Annotated in this window: 20 protein-coding genes, 1 tRNA gene and 1 pseudogene; 12 read left to right on the top strand and 10 right to left on the bottom strand. The window is 47.4% G+C overall.

The genetic code is table 11. The features are described from left to right. Positions 1-6: 6 nt before the first annotated feature. From HMPREF0645_RS01775 to HMPREF0645_RS01750, 5 genes are all read right to left on the bottom strand, one after another. Positions 7-234: a Sec-independent protein translocase subunit TatA/TatB gene (locus HMPREF0645_RS01775; RefSeq protein ID WP_007173102.1), complete on the bottom strand. Its 228-nt coding sequence runs from the start codon at positions 232-234 to the stop codon at positions 7-9. A gap of 50 nt (positions 235-284) precedes the next feature. After that, on the bottom strand, positions 285-1,679 hold the full coding sequence (locus HMPREF0645_RS01770) for a glycoside hydrolase family 28 protein (RefSeq protein WP_007173101.1): 1,395 nt from the start codon (positions 1,677-1,679) through the stop codon (positions 285-287). A 152-nt stretch (positions 1,680-1,831) separates the two neighbouring features. After that, entirely contained in the window at positions 1,832-3,004 is a 1,173-nt protein-coding gene (locus HMPREF0645_RS01765) for a double zinc ribbon domain-containing protein (RefSeq protein ID WP_007173100.1), read from the bottom strand. Positions 3,005-3,045: 41 nt separating this feature from the next. Beyond that, positions 3,046-3,765: a glycoside hydrolase family 25 protein gene (locus tag HMPREF0645_RS01760; protein ID WP_007173099.1), complete on the bottom strand. Its 720-nt coding sequence runs from the start codon at positions 3,763-3,765 to the stop codon at positions 3,046-3,048. Positions 3,766-4,461: 696 nt separating this feature from the next. After that, a complete protein-coding gene (locus tag HMPREF0645_RS01750; RefSeq protein ID WP_007173095.1) occupies positions 4,462-5,799 on the bottom strand; it encodes an NADP-specific glutamate dehydrogenase in 1,338 nt (445 codons plus the stop codon). Between the two features lie 645 nt (positions 5,800-6,444). Between HMPREF0645_RS01750 and ftsY the strand changes: the two genes are divergently transcribed. From ftsY to HMPREF0645_RS01730, 4 genes are read left to right on the top strand one after another with little or no spacing between them, the layout of a single operon-like run. Then, positions 6,445-7,392 carry a signal recognition particle-docking protein FtsY gene (ftsY, locus tag HMPREF0645_RS01745; RefSeq protein WP_007173092.1) on the top strand — a complete coding sequence of 316 codons (948 nt, stop codon included), beginning with the start codon at positions 6,445-6,447 and terminating at the stop codon, positions 7,390-7,392. Between the two features lie 7 nt (positions 7,393-7,399). Beyond that, positions 7,400-8,731, top strand: coding sequence for a 30S ribosomal protein S12 methylthiotransferase RimO (rimO, locus tag HMPREF0645_RS01740; protein WP_007173091.1), 1,332 nt, complete (start codon positions 7,400-7,402; stop codon positions 8,729-8,731). After that, on the top strand, positions 8,728-9,006 hold the full coding sequence (locus HMPREF0645_RS01735; protein WP_007173090.1) for an HU family DNA-binding protein: 279 nt from the start codon (positions 8,728-8,730) through the stop codon (positions 9,004-9,006). Before rimO ends, HMPREF0645_RS01735 begins: the two co-directional genes overlap by 4 nt. Positions 9,007-9,020: 14 nt before the next feature. Further along, positions 9,021-10,505, top strand: a complete 1,485-nt coding sequence (locus HMPREF0645_RS01730; RefSeq protein WP_007173089.1) for an HU family DNA-binding protein — start codon at positions 9,021-9,023, stop codon at positions 10,503-10,505. A gap of 52 nt (positions 10,506-10,557) precedes the next feature. Here HMPREF0645_RS01730 and prmA read toward each other — a convergent pair whose 3' ends face one another. Then, complete coding sequence (prmA, locus tag HMPREF0645_RS01725) at positions 10,558-11,424, bottom strand: 50S ribosomal protein L11 methyltransferase (RefSeq protein WP_007173088.1); 867 nt, start codon at positions 11,422-11,424, stop codon at positions 10,558-10,560. Between the two features lie 177 nt (positions 11,425-11,601). On the opposite strand from prmA, the gene HMPREF0645_RS13130 reads away from it, so the two are divergent. After that, a complete protein-coding gene (locus tag HMPREF0645_RS13130; protein WP_007173087.1) occupies positions 11,602-12,603 on the top strand; it encodes a hypothetical protein in 1,002 nt (333 codons plus the stop codon). 31 nt (positions 12,604-12,634) lie between these two features. Further along, a complete protein-coding gene (locus HMPREF0645_RS01710; protein ID WP_044123219.1) occupies positions 12,635-14,194 on the top strand; it encodes an OmpP1/FadL family transporter in 1,560 nt (519 codons plus the stop codon). 757 nt (positions 14,195-14,951) lie between these two features. Here HMPREF0645_RS01710 and HMPREF0645_RS01700 read toward each other — a convergent pair. The 4 genes from HMPREF0645_RS01700 to HMPREF0645_RS01685 form a co-directional block, all read right to left on the bottom strand. After that, a tRNA-Pro gene (locus tag HMPREF0645_RS01700) sits at positions 14,952-15,024 on the bottom strand. A gap of 177 nt (positions 15,025-15,201) precedes the next feature. Next, positions 15,202-16,023: a TatD family hydrolase gene (locus HMPREF0645_RS01695; protein WP_007173083.1), complete on the bottom strand. Its 822-nt coding sequence runs from the start codon at positions 16,021-16,023 to the stop codon at positions 15,202-15,204. Between the two features lies 1 nt (position 16,024). Further along, on the bottom strand, positions 16,025-16,999 hold the full coding sequence (locus HMPREF0645_RS01690; protein WP_044123127.1) for a polyprenyl synthetase family protein: 975 nt from the start codon (positions 16,997-16,999) through the stop codon (positions 16,025-16,027). Between the two features lie 41 nt (positions 17,000-17,040). After that, positions 17,041-17,745: an energy transducer TonB gene (locus tag HMPREF0645_RS01685; RefSeq protein ID WP_007173081.1), complete on the bottom strand. Its 705-nt coding sequence runs from the start codon at positions 17,743-17,745 to the stop codon at positions 17,041-17,043. Between the two features lie 107 nt (positions 17,746-17,852). On the opposite strand from HMPREF0645_RS01685, the gene porQ reads away from it, so the two are divergent. The 6 genes and pseudogenes from porQ to HMPREF0645_RS01655 all read left to right on the top strand — a co-directional run bounded on the left by porQ (position 17,853) and on the right by HMPREF0645_RS01655 (position 25,091). Continuing rightward, positions 17,853-18,803, top strand: a complete 951-nt coding sequence (porQ, locus tag HMPREF0645_RS01680; RefSeq protein WP_007173080.1) for a type IX secretion system protein PorQ — start codon at positions 17,853-17,855, stop codon at positions 18,801-18,803. Positions 18,804-18,824: 21 nt separating this feature from the next. Then, positions 18,825-19,517, top strand: a complete 693-nt coding sequence (gene cmk, locus HMPREF0645_RS01675; RefSeq protein ID WP_007173079.1) for a (d)CMP kinase — start codon at positions 18,825-18,827, stop codon at positions 19,515-19,517. A gap of 427 nt (positions 19,518-19,944) precedes the next feature. After that, complete coding sequence (gene dnaK, locus HMPREF0645_RS01670) at positions 19,945-21,885, top strand: molecular chaperone DnaK (RefSeq protein ID WP_007173077.1); 1,941 nt, start codon at positions 19,945-19,947, stop codon at positions 21,883-21,885. A 339-nt stretch (positions 21,886-22,224) separates the two neighbouring features. Further along, positions 22,225-22,638, top strand: a pseudogene (locus tag HMPREF0645_RS01665) (site-specific integrase); the annotation flags it as partial. A gap of 80 nt (positions 22,639-22,718) precedes the next feature. Further along, positions 22,719-24,737, top strand: coding sequence for an ATP-binding protein (locus tag HMPREF0645_RS01660; protein WP_007173074.1), 2,019 nt, complete (start codon positions 22,719-22,721; stop codon positions 24,735-24,737). Positions 24,738-24,818: 81 nt separating this feature from the next. Continuing rightward, complete coding sequence (locus HMPREF0645_RS01655; RefSeq protein ID WP_007173073.1) at positions 24,819-25,091, top strand: hypothetical protein; 273 nt, start codon at positions 24,819-24,821, stop codon at positions 25,089-25,091. Positions 25,092-25,203: the final 112 nt, after the last annotated feature.

The raw sequence follows: 25,203 nt of genomic DNA, 5'->3' as shown, positions 1-25,203 counted from the left end.
AATGGGTTATGCGTTTTCTGTTTTCTTTTCTTCTTCCCGCGCCGCCTGGTTTTTTGTGGTGTCGGCTTTTGTATCGTCTGTCTTGAGGTCGGTTTCAATCTCGTTGAGGCCTTCCTTAAAACTCTTCACTCCCTTGCCCAAACCTTTCATGAGTTCGGGAATCTTCTTGCCGCCGAACAGCAACAAGATGATGAGGACGATGACAATAAGCTCTGTGGTGCTTAATCCAAACATAGGTCGTATCAATTAATTGTGTTATATCTTCTTGACGTTACGTCTCATTGCTACAAAGTGCTGAACTTCACATTGTCCAGCTTGATCTCACATTCGGGATCGATGGCCTTATCGGTTTTGGTGTAGATAATGGTGCTGTTGCTCACCTCGATGCCATGTATCATGCCCTTGGCTCCTGTAGCCTTGATTCCGGTCTTCGCCCCGTAACACACCACATCGGAGATGTGAATGTCGGTGAAGTTGGGCGAGAACGATGTCGGCTTGTTGGTTTGAGCCTTGGCTCCCACGGCGCGGTCCACGTAGTCACACTGGAACACGATGGCTTCATCCTTAATGTCGGTCATATAGATTTTTGAAATATAGATGTCGCTGGTTGTGCCGCCGCGGCCCACGCCGCTCTTGAATCTCAAGCCCGTATCCGTGCCTGCAAACGTGTTGTTGTGGACAAATATGTTTTTCATCCCACCACAAAATTCCGAACCGATCACAAAACCTCCGTGTGCGTGATAGACGATGTTGTCTTGTATGTTGATGTTCTCGCAAGGCCCGTCTTTCACTCCTTTCTGCCCGACGCCACCCTTCATGCAGATGCCGTCATCGCCTGCGTCTATCGTATTGTTGACAATGAGCACATTCTTGCAGTTGCCAATGTCAATTGCATCGCCGTTCTGTGCGTTCCATGGGCATATCACCTTGACGTTGTCTATAATCACATTGGTGCAGCGCTGGGGAACGAGGTGGAACTTGGGCGAGTTTCTCAGGGTCACTCCCTGAACCAGCACATTCTGGCAATCGGTGAATCTGACGAGGTGTGTGCGCATCTTTTCCTGTGCATCGTAATTGTCGGCCACGTTGGGCAGATGCTTCAGGTTGAAGGGATACCACAAGTCGCCTTTCTCGGTTATCGTTCCGCCCATGGCCTTATACTGATTCCACTCTGTGTCGCTCACCTTGCCTCGCTTCACGGGGCGCCAGTATTCTCCATTACCGTCAATGATGCCTTCACCGGTAATGGAAACGTTTTTCCGCTTGGATGCCCTGATGCAGGGGGCAGCCTTGGCATCCGGCTTCCCGTCCTTGACGGGGATCAGGTCTCGCTTATCCGGCGAGAACACAATGACAGCGTTTCGCTCCAGATGTAGGTCGATGTTGTCTTTCAGGGAGATAAGCCCCGTCAGCCATATTCCTGCCGGAACAACCAAACGTCCCCCACCTTGCTTATTGAGTGCAGATATGGCTTTGCTGAAAGCTTCGGTGTTCATCGCTGTGCCATCGCCCGTCGCGCCAAAATCCTTCAGGTTGACCGTGTTGCAGGGTATGACGGGAGCCTGTACGGTGGGCATGGGCTTGGGCAGGTTTTGATAATACCGGCTATAGTCGGTCTGAGCATGAAGCAGGAATGCATAGACCAATACGATACAAGATAGAACAGCTCTTTTCGTCATTGATAGTTTGGAGTTTGTTTATTGCTCACAAAGTTAATCATTTGTAGGAAAAGTTTACCACGGCTCGTGCGTTTTAACTTTACTTTGCATCATTCGCACTCGTGTCCGTGGACGAAATCCTTGGACGACAAACGACCCAAGTCCTCTCGTTTCTACTCCAATATCTTCGTCATGCTCATGGCCGATATCAGGCCGTCGGGGTTGATGGTTGCCTTGATTTGATAGTGAGCCTCTTTCTCCTTGCTCTGATCCGTGCGCTCTATCTTCTGTATGGCCGAGAAGTTAACGGTATATTCGTATTGTTCGTCGCCAACCTCCTTTTTGGTGATTTGGTAGTCGTTGTTCGTGCGCCAGTCCATACCGATGACGTCCTCCTTATAAATCTTGTTCATGAAGGTCACCACATCGGCTTGCGTGGCATCTGTCTTTCCCAGGAAATTGCTGAGTATCGGCGTCACCGAGGCCATCAGCATTTTCCCGTCGCCCGCACTGAGGCCTAGGAAGAATCGCCTCAGCGACAAGGCCACGATTTTCCGATCCTCGTCCTGAATGGTTTTGGTCTTGATTTCCTTGATGGTGGCATTGGCCTCGTCCACGTGCTCGCCATTGGCATGCCGCGTAAGGTATAGCTGCATGGCCTCCACGGTGTTTTCCCTGGCGGCATCCGCCCAGTCGATGGAGTCCATCTTGTGCCTGGCCTCCAGACTGTGTTCCGAGTCGGGGTGTTTGGCCAGATAGTCTTCCAAGGCTGTTCTTGAACCGCTTACCAAGGCGTTGGTCCAATCATTGTCTTGTTTTTTCAGGAACTCAAGTCGTGCTGTTATCGATTCCCGATGGTCTGCAGGAGCGTCCGGGTTGTTGTCGAGGTAGTTTTGCAACACCATCGGCTCGTCGCTTTCGATCGCAAACGCAAACGCCTCATTCTCTTTCGCCGCCTTGGCATCGTTGTAGAAATAAAAGCACACACCGCCAATCACCAGTGCAATGCACAACGATACGATCAGTGCAATGGTTTTGCCTTTGCCCGATTTTTGACGAACCGGCTTGGCCGTGTCAGCCGTGTCGCGTTGGTTGTCGGTTGCGGGGTCTTCGTGTATCGGTGGTTCCTCTTTCCGCACGCGTTCTTCCGCACCCTCGCCGACAGCTTGTTCGGGCGCGTGTGTTGGATGCTGGCACTTGGGGCAGCGTGCCAGATTACTGAAATAAATCTCGCCACATTGTGGACATCTGATAATTTTTCCCGCGATTTCAACCCCGCAGTTCGGGCATACAGGCGCTTTGTCGCTTACCTGCCGTCCACATTCCGGACATTTAATGATAGCCATAATATCTAAATATCATTGTCGTTACGTATCTCATTCATTCCTTATTGCTGCTCCTCCTCAGTCCTCAAGGCCTTGTGCCTGAATCTGATCTCCCTCAGCACATGGTTGCCCATGAACCTGCTCTTGTCCACATAGCCACTGATTCCGTCAAGGTGTCCCTTGCTGGTATACTGCCACAGTATGAAGTCGAGGTCGTCTTTCAGCACCGGGATTCGTTCGGTGTATTGTGCAATCATGACCTTGTGGTCTTTCAAGGCTCCCAGCAAATATCGGTCATAGAAGTTGGCCCCGGTATAGATCAGGGGTTTTTGCTGATAGGCTTTTTCCACCAGGTCGATAAATTTGAACAGGGAGTCGCGGAATGCGTCAATCGACAGACCACTGGTTGTCTCCACATCGATCATCGGAATGAGGTCTTGGTCGTAGGGCCTGCACTGTGCCATAAAGTTCACCAACTGTGTTTGCTGGGGTGTTTTGGGACGGTAGAAGTGGTATGATCCCACCTTCAGCCCGTACCGATGAGCCAAATCTATGTTCTGCTTGTATCTGGCGTCAATATGGTCGCCGCCTTCTGATGCCTTCAGGTAGACAAAGGCCATTTTGCTCTTGCCCACGGCTTCCCAGAACACTGTGCCCTGGTAGTGGCTCAGGTCGATGCCATGGATGTGGCTGCACGTATCTTCGCATTCCACGTATTGCATCTGGGCCATGGCAGTGGTGTATATCAATATGCTAATGATGAAAATAATTGTGCGCTTCATGTTGCAAAGATAGACAAAAGAATCAAAAAGCAAGCATGTGCATCAAACATTTATAATTATTTTAAAATGGGAGGCGTTCAGAGCGTTCGAGGCCGAACAGCAAGCTGCCCAGAATCGTTGTTTTCGTGGGATTGGAAATGATAGGAATCTGGTGTCAGGTGACAGAGAATGTCAAGTTTTGCTCATAAAAAACGGGCTCTGATTTTTTTCAAACCAGGTTTCGATGGGCTTGTTTTCGCCATTATTTCCGACAGAAAGTCTGTTCAATCGCCATGCCTCGTGTTGGAAAAATCGCATCGGTTTGCCGTTAGGGTCAGATCGCACCGCGGTTCAAGCCTTCCCGGATCGCGTGTGGGCTCTTCTCGCCACGCGTTTAAGCTCTTGCCGCATGACCGTTGCATATGCTTTCGCAAGCCCCGGAGCTGCCGAAATCTGTGCGAAAAAGCGTGTTGAATTGCAAAGGCCTGTTAGCCAGGGAGTTGTCAAATGGGCTCAAAACTCGCGTATTTCGCGCTCCTGCCTTTTTATTTTAGAATACGCAAAAACTGAGCGACCTTTTATCAAGCTTTTTGGTCTTATTTTTAAGACGGCTCAGCCATGTGGTATGCGCGATGCCCCCATCTGCTTGTCACAAGAAAAACCCGGACAACGGTAGATCGTCCGGGTTTTGCTGTCAAATCAAGGTTAATTTTTGCTTTAAATAACGCCTTGTGCCATCATGGCCTTGGCCACCTTGAGGAAGCCTGCCACGTTGGCGCCTTTTACATAGTTGATGTAGCCGTCAGGCTCTTTGCCATACTTCACGCAGTTGTCATGAATGTCGTTCATGATGCGGTGGAGCTGGGCATCCACCTCCTCGCTGGTCCATTTGATTCGCTCTGAGTTCTGCGTCATTTCGAGTCCCGATACCGACACACCGCCTGCGTTGCTGGCCTTGCCCGGACAGTAGAGCAGTTTGGCATCCTGGAACACTTTCACGGCCTCGGGTGTGGAGGGCATGTTGGCACCTTCGCTCACGGCAATCACGCCGTTGGCAACCAAGGCCTTGGCAGCCTCCTCGTTGATTTCGTTTTGTGTGGCGCAGGGGGTTGCAATGTCAGCCTTTTCAAACCAAGGTTTCTTGCCATCCACATATTTTGCCGTGGGATATTCTTCTACATATTCCTTGATGCGTCCCCGCTCAATGTTTTTGAGTTCCATAATATAGGCGAGCTTCTCCTCGTTGATGCCGTCGGGGTCGTAGATGTATCCGTCGGAATCCGAGCAGGTCATCGGGATGGCACCCAACTGGATGAGTTTCTCCATGGTGTACTGAGCCACGTTGCCGGCACCCGACACCAATACCTTCTTGCCTTTCAGATCCATGCCTTGGGTTTCGAGCATGTTTTTCAGGAAATACACGTTGCCGTAACCCGTGGCCTCAGGGCGGATGAGCGAGCCTCCGAACTCCTGTCCCTTGCCGGTGAGGATGCCCACAAACTGGTGGGTCAGGGCCTTATACTGTCCAAACATATAACCCACTTCACGTCCGCCAACGCCAATGTCGCCGGCAGGAACGTCGCAGTCGGGACCGACGTAGGTCCACAATTCACGCATGAAAGCTTGGCAGAAGCGCATGACTTCAGCATTCGACTTGCCACGGGGCGAGAAATCGGAACCGCCCTTGGCACCTCCCATGGGAAGTGTGGTCAGGGAGTTTTTGAAAGTCTGCTCGAATGCCAGGAACTTCAGGATGCTCTCGTTCACCGATGCGTGGAAACGCACACCTCCCTTGTACGGGCCGATGGCGTTGTTGTGCTGGATGCGGTAACCCATATTGGTGCAGACGTTGCCCTTGTCGTCCACCCAGTTCACACGGAACTTGATGATTCTGTCGGGTATACACAGTCGCTCCACGAGGTTGGCGCGGTCAAATTCAGGGTGCTTATTGTACTCCTCTTCAATGGATTCGAGTACCTCCCGGACAGCCTGGAAATACTCAGGCTCGTTGGGGAAGCGTTGTTGCAATCTCTCTACGATTTCTGCTGCTTTCATAACAATACTTTTTTAAGTTATCAATAATCTTTTTACGAAACGCCAATTATAATCTAAACGCGGTTGCAAAGTTACACACTTTTAGCAAAAAACAAAACAAAAAGATAACTTTTTTCATAAAAAAGTATGAAAAAGTAATATTTTAGGCGTTTCGGGTGTGAATCGAACCGTACGGATATCTTGCGAATCCATCTTGACACCTATCTTAATAGGCGTATGGGTTGTGTGGGCAGAGCGTGTGACTGGGTGGTATAAAAAAAGAAAAAGCGATGGCCTTCACAGGCAACCGCTTCAAATCTTCAATAGGTATTAGTTTCCTTTAAGGTAAAAAGATTGTTTTCAGGATAACGGTTGCAAAGATAATATAAATTTAATGAGATTGCAAGCTTTTGTTTCATTTTCTTTAAATAAATTTTTCAGGCCTAAATATTTTTTAGTATTCTGTAAGCGTTGCCTCATGGTTGATGTGGTATCGTGTTGAGCTTCATTTCACAAGCTCTCCCGAGTCACCTCTCGTCAGGGAACGAGGGTATGAGACGGATGTGAACTTGCGCTGCTGATTATCGGAGTTAACTTTTTGCCGTAACTCTCGGGAAGTTCGATATTTTTTCGTAAGTTTGCATACAAATTAATGAATTGCATGACATGGGATTATTCGGACTATTTAATCAGAAAAAAAAGGCCACGCTCGACCAGGGACTCGAGAAGACCAAGCAGAGCGTCTTTGGCAAGTTGGCACGTGCCGTTGCCGGGAAGTCGGAGGTAGACGAGGATGTGCTCGACAACCTTGAGGAAGTGCTCATTACTTCTGATGTGGGCGTGGATACAACGCTGAAGATTATTGAGCGAATCGAGGAACGGGTGGCTCGAGACAAATATGTCTCCACATCGGAGCTGAACGGAATTCTTAAAGATGAAATTGCATCGTTGCTCACGGAAAACAACTCTGACGACAATGACAACTGGGAGTTGCCCGCCGACCATAGCCCGTATGTCATACTGGTCGTGGGGGTCAACGGCGTCGGCAAGACGACCACCATTGGTAAACTGGCCTACCAGTTCAAGGCTGCCGGCAAGAAAGTATATCTCGGGGCAGCCGACACCTTCCGTGCGGCCGCCGTGGAGCAGATCTCCATTTGGGGTGACCGTGTGGGCGTACCGGTCGTGAAACAGCAGATGGGGGCCGACCCCGCCAGTGTGGCTTTCGACACCCTGCAAAGTGCCAAGGCCAACGGCGCAGACGTGGTGTTGATTGATACGGCCGGGAGGCTGCACAACAAGGTGGGACTGATGAATGAGCTGAAGAAGATCAAAGATGTGATGAAGAAGGTCGTTCCCTCTGCCCCGGACGAAGTGCTACTTGTTCTCGACGGCAGCACGGGTCAGAATGCCTTCGAGCAGGCCCGGCAGTTTTCAGCCGTCACGCAAATCACGTCATTGGCCATCACCAAACTTGACGGAACGGCCAAGGGCGGAGTGGTGATCGGTATTTCCGACCAGCTGAAAGTTCCGGTGAAATATATCGGACTGGGCGAGAAAATGGAAGACTTGCAGTTGTTCAACCGCAAGGAGTTTGTGGATTCGCTATTTTAAACCATAGATGAAGAAAAACCAAATAGACTTTGTCACGATGGGGTGCTCGAAGAATCTTGTAGATACCGAACACCTGATGCGACAGTTCGAGAATCTGGGGTATCGCTGCGTGCACGACCCTCAGCGTGTGCAGGGCGAAATAGCCGTAGTTAACACGTGCGGATTTATTGATGCTGCCAAGGAAGAAAGCATCAACACCATCTTGGAGTTTGCAGAGGCCAAGAACGAGGGACGGCTGAAACGGCTCTATGTCATGGGCTGTCTGTCACAACGCTATCAGGATGAACTCGAGAAGACGATTCCGGAGGTGGATCGATTCTATGGGAAGTTCAACTTCAAGCAACTCTTGCAAGACCTTGGTCCATCGGAAGATCCGAAGGATAGCGATGCCCTGTTCACCCAACGGCGCAAGGAACTCTCGGCGGGAAGGAAACTCACCACACCCCGACATTACGCCTATATCAAGATTGCGGAAGGATGTGACCGCCATTGTGCCTATTGTGCAATACCACTGATGACGGGCAGGCACACATCGCGAAGCATGGAAGACATCTTGGAAGAGGTGAAACAGTTGGTTGCCGAGGGTGTCAAGGAGTTCCAGATCATCGAGCAGGAGCTCACTTATTATGGGGTGGATATCGACGGAAAGCCCCGAATCGCCGAGCTAATAAGTCGCATGGCCGATATTCCGGGGGTGAAATGGATCAGGTTGCACTATGCCTATCCCAATCAGTTCCCACTCGAATTGCTCGACGTGATGCGTGAAAAACCCAATGTCTGTAAATACTTGGATATCGCGCTGCAACACATCTCTGATCATGTTCTCAGCCGTATGCTCCGACATGTGAGCAAGGCCGAGACCTTGGAGCTGATCAGGAAAATCAGGCAGGAGGTGCCGGGCATCACCTTGCGCACCACGCTGATGGTCGGATTTCCGGGTGAGACAGAGGAGGATTTTCAGGAACTGCTCGACTTCGTGCGCGAAGTGCGGTTTGAGCGAATGGGTGCCTTTGTTTATTCTGAGGAGGAAGGAACTTATTCAGCCCTCCATTATGAGGACGACGTGCCTGCGGAGGTGAAGCAGAGACGGTTGGACGAGCTGATGGCTGTGCAGCAGGATATCAGTGCGGAGATCCAGGCCGCGAAAATAGGCAAGACGTTCAAGGTGATTATTGACAGAAAGGAAGGGAACTATTATGTAGGTCGTACGGAGGCCTCCTCTCCCGAGGTGGATCCTGAGGTGCTCATACCAGTGGGCAAGCGAAACCTGCGCACGGGCTGTTTTTATGAGGTGAAGATAACGGACAGTGACGAATTTGATTTATACGGAGAGGCATGAACAACAAGGAATTTATCGCAGAACTGGCACTTAGAGCTGGGTATACGCAGGCAGACACTCAGAAAATGGTGACTTACCTCGTTGAGGAGATGGGAGATCGCTTCGAGAATGGCGACTGTGTGCAGATTGCAAACTTCGGAACCTTTGAAGTGAAGAAACGTCTGGAGCGCATCATTGTGAACCCCGGCACACAGCAACGCATGCTGGTGCCACCCAAGTTGGTGCTGAATTTCAAGCCCGTGGCTGCCATTAAGGAAGAATTGAAGAACACTTAATTAATACATTAAATATGAATAAGATAGGTAACAAGGAGCTCGCCCGTTTACTCGTCGATAAGTTTGGATTGGACAGAGCGGCTTCCGAGGATTTTGTGAGACTCATATTTGATGTTGTGAACGATGGGTTGAAAGACGACAGTCAGGCCAAGATCAAAGGGCTTGGTACTTTCAAGATAACCCGTGTGGCGCCTCGAAAGAGTGTGGATGTCAACACGGGGGAACCGATCATCATTGAGGGTAGGGACAAGATGAGCTTCACAGCTGATGTGTCTATGCGCAATCAAGTGAACCGTCCGTTTTCCCAATTTGAGACGGTGGTGGTGAACGATGATGTTGATTTTGAGGAAATAGACCAAAAATATGCTGAAAGTATGAATGAAATAGATGAACAGGAGGATATGGAAAAGGAGGGTAGAAAAGACGACACTCCAAAAGTGGAAAGCCAATCCCAACCCATGGAAACCACCGAAGAGGAAAGCCCGGAGACCGATGATGCCTTGGTGGAAATTGTGGAGGAGTCCGAGACGGCAACCGAAACAACGGAACAATCTTTGGTGGTGTCTCCGACTCAGCTGGCCATGCTGAACGAAGAAGAAACGGTAGAAGATTTGCAGGATGATCGTGAGGAAACATCCGCGCAGGCTTCGGCAACATCAGATGAGCGGCAGACTGATGACGCGGATGAAGATTTGGTCGTTTCTGCTGCCCAGTTGGCTGCGCTGAATGGTGAGGAAGAACCGGTTGTTCGAACGGAGAAGACGGTAGTTGTTGACAACAATGACAATCCCGAGTTTGTAAGAGTCAGGAAACAAGCTATGGAATACCGTGAAGAAATGGTCAGGCAACACCGACACATCAAAAGGCTCATGGCTGTAGGTTCGTTTGTATTGCTGGCATGCCTTTGCGGAATAGCCTATCTGGCCACACAGTTGCAAAAACGGGATAACAGGATCGAGCATTTGGAAACGTTGAATGCCTACGAACAGGCTATGGCAACTTCCCAAATAGCAAAGCAGTCCGCGGCGACTGGGCTGGAGAACGGACAGGAATCGGCAGACAGCATGGAAACCGTGCCGGATGTTTTGACTGACGCAGAGCAAAAAATTGGAACTGAAAAGCAGGCTCAACAGCAGACCGAGCCGGAGCAACCCGTCACCAAGGAAGCTGCTGCAGCACAACCCCGTCGATCAGACGCGAGCACCAAGCCACACGAGGCCAAGCCGGCCGAGGAAACGAAAAAGGCGGTGACACCAAAGGCAACAGACAGCCAGCAGGCCAAATACAACAATGACGTGAGGATTCGCACGGGTGCATACGACATTGTAGGAATAGACCACACCGTGACAGTTCTCAAGGGTCAGACGCTGTTCAGCATCAGCAAGGCGCACCTTGGCTCCGGAATGGAATGCTATGTTGAGGCCGTCAATGATGGAAGGACGGATTTCAAGGCCGGCGAAAAGATAAATATCCCCAAACTGAAACTCAAAAAGAAATAAATGGGAGACGATCGGTCACCCTACGCTTTATCGTTACGGTGACGAGAAAGGTTTACTCGTCCCGCTTGAATTGGAGACAACACCAGTTGTCCTCTGACAGTTGTCCTACTTGGCGAAGCATAAGGTTGTTGGCCGCCTTCAGCAGTATGGGGCTATCCTCTTCATAAAATCCGCTGAGCACCAGCGTGGCATCGGGAGCCATGACGGCTTTGAAGGCCGGTAGGTCTTGCAGGAGAATATTGCGGTTGATATTGGCCAGAACGACATCGAAAAGCCCTTCCACATGGTCGAGCACGGATGCGTCGCCATGGATGACCTCCAGATTACTCACTCGGTTTTGTTCAGCATTGTGTCTGGCATTGTCTACGCTCCATTCGTCGATGTCGTAGCCTATCACGGACTTGGCTCCAAATTTTGATGCCACAATGCCTAAAATGCCACTTCCGCAGCCACAGTCCAACACCCGTTTGCCCTGAAGCGGCAGGTTGAGCAGTGTGGAAATGATCATCCGTGTGGTTTGATGGTTGCCGGTGCCGAAAGCCTGGCGGGCATAAATGTAGACGGGAATCATGCCCGGGGCAACATCCTGCTTGCCTTGACGAGCGTCCAAAACTACAACACGGTTGTTGATGTTGATGGGCGCAAAGCCCGCCTGTTCCCATTGTTCGTTCCAATCCTTGTTTTCTGCAGCGCTCAAAGCGTAGGTGACCGTGGTGTCCTCGAGCAGCAATTCCTCGAGACTTTGGTTCAGTTTGTCAAGGTCTAAAAGCTCTTTCTGCACATATCCCCTGAGTCCACGGGGCGTGTCTTCAAAGGATTCGAATCCGGCTTCTGCCGAGGCATCAGCCACCAAGTCGCGTGCCACCTGCATGAGATGCGCGGGACAAGATATATCAAACTCTGCTACAATATATTCCATAAGATTCCTTAATTATGCCTACAAATATAAATAAAATAGGGAAAAGCCTATCATGGTTTAGGGTTTTTCCGTATATTTGTAGATAAATATAGTGTATATTTGTCGTATAAAAGAATAGGTGTTAGAGAAAAAGAAGTGAATACACAGTTAAAGAACAATAATAAAAGGAGTAACAATATGAAAAGGCTCTTTCTACTTTTACTTATAGCAGGTTCGGTTTCCGTGTCAACCTTGGCACAGAGTGATGACCTTTATTTCGTGCCGCAAAAGACGACGAAGCCTGCTCAACCAGGTACTTCGGACGATAGGCCGACTTATTACCGTGGTTTTAACAGGAGAGTGGATGAATATAACCGCGCAGGGAGATTCCGTAGCTATTATCAGAAAATAGGTATAGATTCCTTAGGTAACGATATCATCACCTTCCAAAGTGGGAAAGGTGTAGGTCCGGACACTTCTTATATCGACACAGCCTATGTTTACCCGGGCAGTGTGGATTTTGATGATGACTTCGAGTACACCCGTCGGATGAGTCGTTGGGACGGATATTACGACCCATGGCTCTATACCCGTGCTCCATGGAGATTTGGATGGTACGGTGGCTGGTACGACCCGTGGTATTATGGCTATAGCGGTTGGTACGATCCGTGGTACTACAGCTGGTATGGTGGTTGGTACGATCCGTGGTATTATGGTTATGGTGGTTGGTACAGTCCCTATTACAGAGGCTGGTATGGCTACCCATACGGTTGGTACGGCTATTCAAACGGTTGGTATGGCGGAGGATATACGCGCTATGATGGTGGCAATCCGCGGGGACTGACGGGCGACAGAACTTGGTCGTATGGTAATCGCAGAACCTCGGCAAATAGCGGACGATTTGAGCGTAGAGCTGTAAATGGCAGCAGATCATCAACGAATACTTATACCACCCGCAGCAGAAGAAACCGCTCTTTCGGTGGGAGGTCAAACTCTTCACGACCTAATTCGATGGACAGTCGGAGGAATAGCTCTTTTGGTAATTCCACAAGATCCACACCAAACTATAACAGCGGAAGCTTCGGTGGTTCTCGCCCATCTGGCGGTAGCTTTGGTGGAGGTCGCCCGTCTGGTGGAGGCTTCGGCGGAGGACGTTCTGTTGGTGGTGGCGGAGGTCACTTCGGCGGAGGCAGAAGATAAGGAAATAGTACTTAAATAGACTTAGAACATGATGAAAACAAAATATTGTATGATGGCCGCCGTGGCACTTATGTCAGTGCCACTGGCAGCACAAGAGACATACCAAGATACAAAACTCGTTGAAAACGAGCTGAATGGAACAGCTCGTTATGTGGGCATGGGAGGGGCTATGGAGGCTCTCGGTGCCGATGTTTCCACGGTTGCCACCAATCCTGCGGGTGTGGGACTCTTCCGTTCGAGTCAGGTCTCGCTGTCCGGTGGGTTGATTAGCCAGCAAGGTGAAACCACAACACCTTCCTTCAATGGTATCAGTGCAAACATTAATGGTAACAAGACCAATCCCAGCTTTGACCAAGTGGGATTCATATATGCCATGCCTTCGGGAAGAAACGGGTATCTGAACTTTGCGTTCAACTACCGCAAGAGTCGTAATTTTGACCAAATAATGACAGCTGCAAGCGCACTGACCTATGCCTCGCAAAATAAGTTGACAGCACTCAAGTACGCTGGTGCAAACGATTATAACTGGAATGGGGTGGATGCCAACTATGTTCAGTTGATGACTCCAATCAAGGATGCCCAAGGCAAGCAGACGGGTATGGAATACCTTGATGGTACGGCATACGTGTTTGGGCAATATCAGAAGGGGTACATTGGTGAGTATAGCTTTAACTTAAGCGGTAACATCAATGACCGGGTGTTCCTGGGACTAACCATGGGACTGCGTGATGTGAACTACCGGAGCAACAGCTATTATACCGAAAACTTGGACCATAATGCAGTGTCAGAGTCGTGGGAGGATCTGCGTATTGACGGTAGTGGCTTTGATGTCAAGGCGGGTGTTATTTTCCGTCCGATAGAGACCTCTCCTTTCCGCGTTGGTGTTTATGTTCATACACCGACATGGTACGACTTGAGTTTAAGCGGAGCCAACGATATAACCATGAGCGACCCTGCGGGAAAAGTGGACAAAGGGCAGCGTGCAACGTATGACTTCAAAGTCTATACGCCTTGGAAATTTGGTTTGAGTCTCGGTCACACGATAGGCAAGCAGTTTGCTTTGGGTGCAACTTATGAATATGCTGATTATAGCACCATAGACAATCGCGTGAACGATGGTGAATATTATGATTACTGGACTGGCGGCTATTATGAGAATAGCTACAGCGATGGTGGCATGAACGATCATACCAAGGCGACCTTGAAGGGGGTGAGCACCCTGAAGTTGGGAGCGGAATATAAGCCTCTTGACAACTTGGCCATTCGACTTGGGTATAACTATCAGAGTCCGATGTTCAACAAAGATGGTTTTCGTGATGGCAGCATTTCCTCGGCAGGAAGTGCATACGCGACCTCCACAGACTACACCAATTGGAAAAGCACGAACCGTGTAACCTGTGGATTCGGTTATACTGTTAAGCACTTCTTTATGGATATGGCTTACCAGTATTCCCAAACCGATGGAGAGTTCTATCCCTTCATGAGCTACTATTCTCCCTCAAACAATCCCAAGGAAAGCAACATCGCCGATGCAGTGAACGTTAGCCACAAGCGCCATCAGCTCTTGTTTACGCTGGGTTATAGATTCTAATAAGGTTGCTATAAATTAAAAGACATAAGGCGGAAGACATTCTGCCACATCAAAAATCATTCAAAACAAGATGAGTTTTTTATGATAGAATAGGTTTTAGTAAGTGTTGAAAGTGGGACATGTTGAGAGACATGTCCCATTTATCTATCTATTCTCATTGGGCTCAGCTCTCACTTCCTGCCGGCATGCGTGACGAATGGCCGGAAAATGATTGTCATCAAGAACGCAACACGGTGCCTTTTCCTTGGCAAGAAGACATGCAAGATAATCAAAGAAAGACCAAACTACTTTCAGCTGCTTATAATTTGAAAAGATTCGACGAATTGTTAATTAGAAAGACTTGCTAATCGTCACTGTTTATCATGCTGTTGTAGCAGTCGTCAATAAGTCGCTTTAGGAATATAATCAACAAAACAAATAAGATTCCGCCGGATATAACTACAACACCCGGAATGTCGACAACCAGGCCAAGTATCATCAGTACCGCTGCCAGAATAGTGACAAGAGTCAATATTGGTTTCCTCTTTTGCTTTTCCCTTTTCATTTGGTAATTATACGAGTTTATTATTAATTAAGCAACCAAAGAGGTGTAAAAATGGCGAAAGAGATAATTGGATTTGCTGAAAATTTGCTGATTTATAGTCCATCTTTCACCCAAATTATACCAAATGAGCCACGTTCGACCCTGCATGGGGATTTCTAAAAGCAAGAAAAAGGGCTAATATCCATTAGGATATAGCCCTTTTTCACTACTAAGTCGGGATTACTGGACTCGAACCAGCGACCTCGCGCCCCCCAGACGTGTGCGCTACCAACTGCGCCAAATCCCGAACTTGCGAGTGCAAAGATAGACAAAAGAGATGATACTACCAAATTTATGGGCAACTTTTTACGTCGGGTAGATTCAACTCCAAAATCTGAAGAACAATCCATGGACAAACAGGCCACAGCTCCGACAGGCTAAACCCAGAGGTTGACTATCATAAAAGATGTGTAGCTGTTCCTAATCAGGCAGGCTTAATCCCAAACAAACGGCATACGTTGTCATTGGTTGTCATGGCCACTTCTGATTCTGACACGCCATAGCTCTGGGCCAGATTGGTCAGGATATGTGCTACAAATGCGCTTTCGTTGCGCTTGCCTCTCTGAGGCACCGGAGCCATATAGGGACTGTCGGTCTCCAAGACAAGTCGATTCAGAGGAACCGATGCCGGTAGGTCTTCGCGCAGGTGACTGCTCTTGAAAGTCGAAACACCGCCGATGCCTAAGCAAAATCGTTCCATTTGCAAGAAGTCTTCAGCCTCCTTACGGTTACCCGTAAAGCAGTGAAACACGCCTCCGGGCAATTCCTTGGCGTAAGGTTTCATGAGATGCAGCATCTCGTTTTGAGCCTTACGGCAATGAATCATGAGGGGCAATTGGTATTCCACAGACCATTCCAACTGTCGCTCGAAAGCCTTGATCTGCTCCTTTTCAAATTCGCGCGACCAATAAAAATCGAGTCCACACTCACCCACGGCTATATATCTGAATGATGTGCCCGCCTCTTCGCGCAAATTCTTGTCAAGCACCTGTTTCATATCGGCCAACACCTCTTCCCAATCTTCCTTGACCTCCTCCGGCTGCAAACCAAGCATGGGGAAACAGTAGCCGGGGAATTGCCGGCAAACTTCCATCACCGACACTATCGACCCCCTGTCGACAGCCGGAATCATGATTGCACCGACACCTGCCGTTTTGGCACGTTCGATCACTTCGGGCAGATCGTCTTTAAACTCTTCGCCGTCGAGATGTGCGTGCGTATCCACAAACACTGTATTTTCCTGCATCTTAAGATTTTCTGTCAATCATCGCTTCTGCGTATGCCCTCAGCTCCCGCTTTCGCTCTTCGGGCACATCAACTTCGTCCAGATATTGCTTGCTCTCCTCAAAATAGTGAAGTATTTTTTGGTGTGCCAGTTTGTCAATTCCTATTTCGTCATAGAGTCGGGTCATGGCTTTCACCTTTTCATCGCGGTCAAAAGTTTCTGCCGTCACCCATTTGCGGAGTTCCGCTTTCTGCTCTTCATTGGCACGGTTGAACGCATTGATGAGCATGTAGGTTTTCTTGTTGGAGGTGATGTCGCCACCGATGGCTTTGCCAAACACCTTCTCATCGCCATACACATCCAAATAATCGTCTTGAAGCTGAAAAGCCAAACCCATCTTTTCGCCAAACTTGTACAGCTTGTCAGCATCGCTTGGGGAAGCCCCTGCCAATATTGCGCCTATTTTCAGGGCACAAGCAAGCAATACGCTGGTTTTCAGGCGAATCATCTCGATGTACTCATCCTCACTCACATCGTTGCGCATCTCAAAGTCTATGTCATACTGCTGACCTTCCCCAATTTCCAAGGCTGTCTCCGTAAATAGCCCGAGCACTTTCTCTAATTTGTCAACAGGACAGTCCATCATGCGCTGATAGGCCAGCACGAGCATAGAATCTCCCGACAACACAGCTTGGTTGGCATTCCACTTTTTGTGTACAGTCTCGTGTCCACGCCGCAGGTCGGCATTGTCCATCAAGTCATCGTGCAGGAGCGTATAGTTATGATAGGTCTCCAGACCAACAGCCTGCATCAGAATACTTTCGGGGTCGTCCTTGTAGAGGTTATACCCCAGGAGCATCAGGGTGGGGCGGATGCGCTTGCCTCCCATGGAGAGTACATACTTCACTGGTTCATAGAGGGCTGCGGGAGTTCTGTCGTATGGCAGTTGTTCTATAAAACTATTGATTTTCTGCAAAATTTCATCGGCAGTGTACATCATATTTTTTCGTCTTAATTTATGTTTCTAAAAATAGTTCATTACAGTTTGAAGTTGATGGGGATGGCAAACATGGTCCTGCATGGTTTTTTGTCGATCATCCCGGGTTTCCATTTGGGCATCATTCTGACAACGCGCAGTGCCTCTCCGTCTAAATACCTGTTGACCGGTTTCTGCACTTTCGGATTGGCTATTGTGCCATCCTTGTTCACAATGAAAGTCACCACCACTTTTCCCTCGATGCGCTGCTTTTGTGCGATGTCGGGATAACGCAGGTTGCGCGTCAGCCATTTCATAAACTCCACCATGCCACCCGGAAATTCCGGCAACTGTTCCACCACGCGCATCACCTCGTCCCCGTTTTCCACCGTGGTCTGCGGCAAGGCTGCCGTCTCGTGGGCATCAACAACAACATCTCCACCCATGTCTACCACTAACTTACTGGTTATGGGAGAAATCTTGTCCTGATGTTCGACCGGCGTTTCCACCTCTCTCACCTTCTCGGTCAGCGCCTTAGAGGCTGGGGTGGGGGTCGCCGAAATCATGTCTCGCATATCCATGGCCGGCATGAGCTCCATCTCTTCTGTCAAGTCATCGAGCTGTCGGTCGGTATCATCCTCAGCGGCAGGTCGCGTGGTGTATTCCAACCCGGCAAACAACAAGGCCAAGGCAAAGACCAGTCCAAGCAGGAATCTCTCCATCCACTGCTTCTCCAGATCAGCCTTTTCTGCCTTCTTGTTTTCCATGTTGCAATATTCTTCCAGCGTTACCGTTTATTTAACGAATCTCTTTTGCAAATGTACAGCTAATCTTGTAAAAAGGAGTATCTTTGTCGAATAATTAGATTAAATAAATGAAAAAAGCCCTTTTTGCTTTTCTCTTCACGCTTTATGCCATTGCCGCCAGGGCACAGACTGAAAGCCAGACGGAATACAACTTCCTGAGGTTGCCTGTGAGTGCTCATGCCGCAGCTTTGGGAGGCGACAACATCACACTCGTAGAAGACGACGAGGCGCTCATTTTCCACAATCCTGCACTGCTTTCCACGGTGACCGACAAAACCATCAACCTGAACTATATGAACTATATGTCCGGAGCCAACACGGCCAGTGCAGCCTTCAACCGTGTGGTGAAGGAGCGGGCATCGTGGGCTGTCTCGGGACAATTCATCGACTATGGAAAGATCAAAGAGGTTGACGAGAATAACATTCAGACAGGCGATTTCTCAGCGCGCGATATTTCCGTGGCAGGCTATTTCTCGTATATGCTCACCGATCGCATCGCCGGAGGCATCTCGGCCAAGTTCATCACGTCCTATCTGGGCGGCTACAACTCCATAGGTTTTGGTGTGGATTTGGGCGTCAACTATTATCATCCTGACAAGGAATGGTCACTCTCGTTTGTGCTAAAAAACCTTGGCGGACAGCTCAAGGCCTACGACGATAACTACGAGAAGATGCCCATTGATGTTCAAATGGGCGTCAGCAAAAGGTTTACAAGTTTCCCACTCAGGTTGTCGCTCACGTTGGTAGACCTCAACCATTTGGACTATGCCTTCTCCGACCATATTGTGTTGGGCACAGACTTCATGCTGACAGAAAACTTCTGGATTGGCGGAGGATACAACTTCCGACGGGCAAACGAAATGAAAATTCAATCTGCCGATGGCAAGAACAACAGCCACAGGGCAGGCCTCTCTTTGGGAACGGGCGTCAACTTGGAGCGGTTCAAAATTAATTTGGCTTACGCAAAATACCATGTGTCAAGCTCAAGCGTGGTGTTGAGCCTGGCTTACAATCTCTAAAATAAAATAAAAGACACGATCATGAAAAAGATAACAATAGCCATCGATGGTTTCTCCTCCTGTGGGAAAAGTACCATGGCCAAAGATTTGGCAGAACGAATAGGATATGTTTACATCGACACGGGAGCCATGTACAGGTCGGTTACGCTCTTCGCCATCCGCAATCGATTGTTCAATAGCGACGGTAGCGTGAAGGCAAATGAACTCGAAAATCATATGAAAGACCTGCACATCTCGTTTAGATTGAACGAGGAAACCGGTCGTCCGGATACCTATCTGAACGGCGAACTTGTTGAAACCGAAATCCGCGGCATGGAGGTGAGCAACCACGTGAGCGCCATTGCTGCCCTGCCTTTTGTGCGAACGGCGATGGTGGCACAGCAACAGCAGATGGGCAGAGACAAGGGTGTGGTGATGGACGGGCGTGACATTGGCACAACCGTCTTCCCCGATGCCGAACTTAAGATATTTGTCACCGCCTCCGCCGAGGTGCGCGCGCGCCGACGTTACGATGAAATGCGGGGCAAGGGCCAACCGGCCGACTATGCCGAAATTCTGAAAAACGTTCAGCAACGCGACTATATCGACACGCACCGCGAAGTTTCTCCACTTCGAAAAGCTGACGATGCCATAGAACTTGACAACAGTTCGCTGACCATTGAGCAACAAAACGCTTGGCTCATGGAACACTATCAGCGTGCCGCACAAGACTGATCAACAATTCTCATTTCCCATAGGCATGACGGTCGTTTTTGCACGACAGTCATGCCTTTTTCTGTAGCCCTTGCTCGCTGGTCGCGGAGGTCGGCATGCTTCGCCGCTTCTATCGACTGACTTCGCAGCCGCTTCTTCCTCTTTGTCAATGATATAGCCGGTCTGCCCCAAGTCCTTGCGACTGCGCATTGCGGTCGTCAGACGCGCGTATCGCGGCCGTTAAACATGTGTCTGCCGGCCGTCGGACATGTGTCTGTCGGCCGTCAGACGCTTATTTCTTTCTGCCAACTTGTCACCTTTTTGTCACACCACCTTACTCGGCACACCGTTTGTTATTTGGATAGCAGACCACCGGACAGCATGTGGAATTTGAACAACTCGTCCGATTGTCATGAACAAGAAATAATTAAAATATAAATATACTATTATGGGAAAAATTATTGGAATCGATTTAGGAACTACAAACAGTTGTGTTGCCGTTTTTGAAGGCAACGAACCGGTAGTGATTACCAACGCAGAGGGTAAGCGCACAACGCCTTCCGTGATTGGATTTGTGAAAGATGGTGAGCGCAAAGTAGGCGATCCGGCCAAGCGACAGGCTGTGACCAACCCGAAGAACACCGTCTATTCTATTAAACGCTTCATGGGCGAAACCTATGAGCAGAGTCGCAAGGAGGCCGAGCGCGTACCTTATACGGTGATCAACGACAATGGTTACCCCAAAGTACAGATCGAGGGAGCTGCTCATCCTTACACGCCGCAGGAAATCTCGGCCATGGTGTTGCAGAAGATGAAGAAGACCGCCGAGGACTACCTTGGTCAGGAAGTGACCGACGCAGTGATCACTGTGCCTGCTTATTTCTCAGACTCTCAGCGTCAGGCTACCAAGGAGGCTGGCCAGATTGCAGGCCTCAACGTGCAACGCATTGTGAACGAGCCTACTGCTGCAGCTTTGGCTTACGGTGTGGATAAAGCTCACAAGGACATGAAGATTGCCGTGTTCGACCTTGGTGGTGGTACGTTCGATATCTCCATTCTTGAGTTTGGTGGTGGTGTGTTCGAGGTGCTGGCAACCAATGGTGACACCCACCTGGGTGGCGACGACTTCGACCAGGTGATTATCGACTGGTTGGCCAACGACTTCCAGAGTAACGAGGGTATCGACTTGCGCAAGGACCCGATGGCCATGCAGCGTCTGAAGGAAGCTGCCGAGAAGGCAAAGATAGAACTGTCGTCTACCACAACGACCGAAATCAACCTGCCTTACATTTCTGCTGAGGGTGGTGTGCCCAAGCACCTGGTAACGACTTTGACCCGTGCGCAGTTCGAGCAGCTGGCACATGATCTGATTCAAAAGTGTCTCGTGCCCTGCCAAAATGCCATGCGCGATGCCGGGTTGCAGCCATCAGAAATCAACGAGGTGATTCTCGTGGGTGGTTCAAGCCGTATTCCTGCCGTGCAGACACTGGTGAAAAATTATTTTGGCAAGGAGCCTTCAAAGGGTGTGAATCCCGATGAGGTGGTGGCCGTAGGTGCTTCTATTCAGGGTGCCATTCTGAACAAGGAGAGCGGCGCAGGCAACATCGTACTCTTGGACGTAACGCCATTGACGCTTGGTATCGAGACCATGGGTGGTGTGATGACCAAACTGATTGATGCCAACTCAACCATTCCTTGCAAGAAGAGTGAAACATTCTCCACCGCAGTGGACAACCAGACGGCTGTGACCATTCATGTGCTGCAGGGCGAGCGCCCAATGGCTGCCCAGAATAAGAGCATTGGCCAGTTCAACCTTGAAGGAATTGCTCCTGCCCGTCGTGGTGTGCCACAGATTGAGGTGACGTTCGATATTGACGCCAACGGTATTCTGAATGTGAGTGCCAAGGACAAGGCTACAGGCAAGGAACAGCAGATTCGTATTGAGGCTTCGTCCGGATTGAGCGAGGAGGAAATCGATCGTATGCGCAATGAGGCCAAGGCCAACGAGGAAGCTGACAAGAAAGAACGCGAGAAGGTGGACAAGATGAATCAGGCCGACTCTCTGATTTTCACGACGGAGAACTTCATGAAGGACAATGCCGACAAGATTCCGGCTGACCAGAAACCTGCCATCGAGTCTGCTCTCCAGCAACTCAAGGATGCTCATAAGTCAGGTGATGTGGCTGCTATAGACACCGCAACTGCAGCCTTGAATCAAGCTGTTCAGGCCGCCAGTGCCCAGATGTATCAAGGTGGACAGGCCGGACCTCAGCCCGGCGCACAGGACAGTGCATACCAAGGCTTCCAAGGTGGTGCCGGCGCCCAGGGTGGGCAAGACCAGACCAACAAGGACGACATCCAGGATGCCGACTTTGAGGAAGTGAAATAAAAGTGCTAATAAACGCTAATTAAAAATAGGTAAATCCCAGTAACATAATAAGTTGCTGGGATTTTTATTTCTTAATAATAATTAAATCTTATCGTTTTTAATCGTTTTTGTGCTTATATTTGTACCGCGACTTAATGGGAGATAAAGTGCGACTTAATTTAAAGACAAAATTGAACATACACAAGGGGATTAGTATGGAAAGAAGAAAAATCTTCATTCAAGACTTTATAAAGGCCCATTCCCCTAAGAAATAAAAGGGGAATGGGAGTTTTCGAGCACATTTTTGTCACATAAGAGAGAACGACTCTAAAATAAGCACATTTTTGTCATATAGGCCTAAAATTGAGATGGTCGGAAGTGGAGAATTTCAATGGAGGTTATCGCTTGAACTTTACTCAACATAAGACAAAAGGTGTTGAATATATGCCAATTTCGGAACAAGCATTCAATCTTTGTGGTGAGCAGCAGGAGGGAGAGCTTCCTGTGTTTGCCGGACTGCCAGACCCTTCATGGATAAATCGTCCTGTCAAGAAATGGGTTGAAGCAGCCGGAATATCCAAACACATAACATTTCATTGCTTTCGTCATTCCTATGCGACCCTGCAACTGGCTGGAGGTACTGATATTTATACAGTTAGCAAAATGTTAGGGCATACCAATGTGAGAACTACCCAAGTGTATGCAAAGGTGGTTGATGAAAAGAAAGAGAAAGCTACAGAAACAATTAAATTGGATTTATTACCAACAAATTAAAAAAGTCCTATATAATTCATCCGAAATGAGATTATTGCCTTATCTTTGTACTAAATTAGGGTATGTAATATCAATTTGAGATGAGTAAGATTAATATTGATAGAATCGTCAAGGATATTAAGTCTAAAACGACAAGTTTAACACCAGTCATTGAAGCTGTGTGTAATTCAATTGACGCAATTGGTCCAGAAAGAACCGATGGTGTTATTGATATTATAGTAAAACGAACTGGCCAACGATCTTTAAATTTAGACAACGCTCATACTCTGTCTGATATTGTATCAATAGATATAGCTGACAATGGTATAGGTTTTACTGAGGAAAACAAAGACTCTTTTGACACCTATCGAAGTGGATTTAAGATGTCAAAAGGAGGTAAAGGTTTTGGACGATTTATGTATCTAAAATACTTTAATAATGTTTCTATTGAAAGTGTTTTTTGCGAAAACGATAAATACAAACAACGTAGTTTTACATTTGGTCATGCAGATGAAATAATAGAAAATGAACAAATAATAGATATTGAATCCAACCCCGACCTGCATACAGGTACAGTTCTGCATCTTTCTTCTATCAAGTCTTTTGATTTGGATAAAGGACTTGAAGTTATTGCCAGAAAGCTTGTGGAACGTTTGCTAGTATTCTTTGTTACGGGAGGAAAGTATACTCCAAAAATTACAATCAAAGAAGAAGACGAGTCCAATTCAATAGTATTGAACGATTATATCGGAGAAAATTCCGATATTCAGCAGATAGGTAAAGACGAAGATTTTACGATAAAAGGTCGTGAGAATGAATGGGATTTTGTAGTCAAAATTTATAAAATATACTATTCTGCAATAACAAATAAAATTTGTCTAACTGCAAATTTTAGAGAAGTTACAGAGTCTGCATTGCACAACTATGTGCCTGAGTTTAAAGAAACGATGTTTGAGATAACAGAAAATGGTACTCAGAAGAACTATATGATAAAAGCGTATGTTCAAGGTAAATATCTCGATGACAATGTAACAACAGAAAGAGATGGCTTCAATTTTGGTAAGGATGATGATATATACTCAGATTTATCTGAGAGGCAAATAATGAAAACAACTTCATTAATCATTAAAAAGTATTTTTCTGATGATATAGAAAAACGATATAATGACAAGAAACAAAAAGTTGAGCATTACGTATATACTACAGCGCCTTGGAATAAAACTTTATTAAAAGATGTAGATATGGAATCTATTCCTATTGGAATCTCAGATTTTGATTTGGAGATGCGCTTCCAAAAAATAAAGTTCGACAAAGAACAGAATGCTAGAATTGCATTAAAGGAGTTGCAGAACAGATACTCAGATACTGAAGATGATAGTGATTCATCATTAGAGGATGAAGTAAATGAGATTTTAAAGAATGTGACAGAAACAGCAAAAAACGATTTAGCTCATTATGTCTGCCAGAGGCGTAGAATCATTGAATTATTCGATGATTTACGTAAAAGGATTGATGGTGGGAAATCTCACAAAGAGAGCGAAATGCACAATCTGATATTTCCTATGATAAAGGATGACAGAGAGGTTGAATATGAAGAGCATAACTTATGGTTACTTGATGAGAGATTTAATTTCACTCAATATATAGCATCAGATAAAGTAATTTCTAGTTCTGATCACAAGGAGCCAGACCTTGCTATATTTTATGAAAGTGGGTTGTTTTATCGAAATGGTGATAATGCGATTACATCTCCTATTGCTATTGTTGAATTCAAGCGACCTAAACGCAGCAACTATCCAGATGAGGAGAATCCAATAAACCAGGCATTGCGTTATGCTGGTAAAATTCTTGCAGGCAAATATGAGATGCCAGAGGGATTAGAAGAGGTTATTGTAGATAAGAGTGTAACACCTGTATATATATACATTGTATGTGATATAGTGCCTAAAATTCAGGAGTTTGCCGATTTGGCCGGATTTGCTCTAAGTCCTGACAGACAAGGATACTTTGGTTATAACTCCAAGTATAATGCATATATTGAAATAAAAAGTTTTAAGAAAGTTATTGATGATGCAAAAATGCGCAATCAAATATTCTTTAAGAAATTAGGATTTTCATAGAAATATCATATTTACAAAAAATATAAATCTATCAACTTTTTCATTTGTTATGATTAGTGTATTAGGATAAAATTTAAAATTATGAAATATAAAGAAGCACAGGAAGTTATAAGAAATTATTCTCATTTGATAGGCAAAATCAATGAGAAAGGGTTTGTTATAAATGAGTTAATAATGGTTCCTCAAGACGAAGATAAGCGGAATCGGTATATACAATCATATATCCAAACGAAGGATGCTAATCGTTCAATTGAACCTTATATTGATGAAGAACTTTCAGTTTGGGCTATAGACACCAAACACTTATTGGAATCTAACGTTTTGTTTTACCAAGAAATAGTTAGGGTCTGCTAATTTATTTCTTTCATACAGCCTTGTGGTGTGGGTAATACAGCCTCCATGCTGTCAAAAAAAAGCTCATAATTCTCTTCTGGAAGGTCTTCAAGCCCGATTTTTCGAAAATGAG

Source organism: Hallella bergensis DSM 17361, from assembly GCF_000160535.1.
In the GTDB taxonomy this organism is placed as follows: Bacteria; Bacteroidota; Bacteroidia; order Bacteroidales; family Bacteroidaceae; genus Prevotella; species Prevotella bergensis.
The sequence above is the reverse complement of the archived record's forward strand: the minus strand, read 5'-3'. Positions and strand labels throughout refer to the sequence as shown.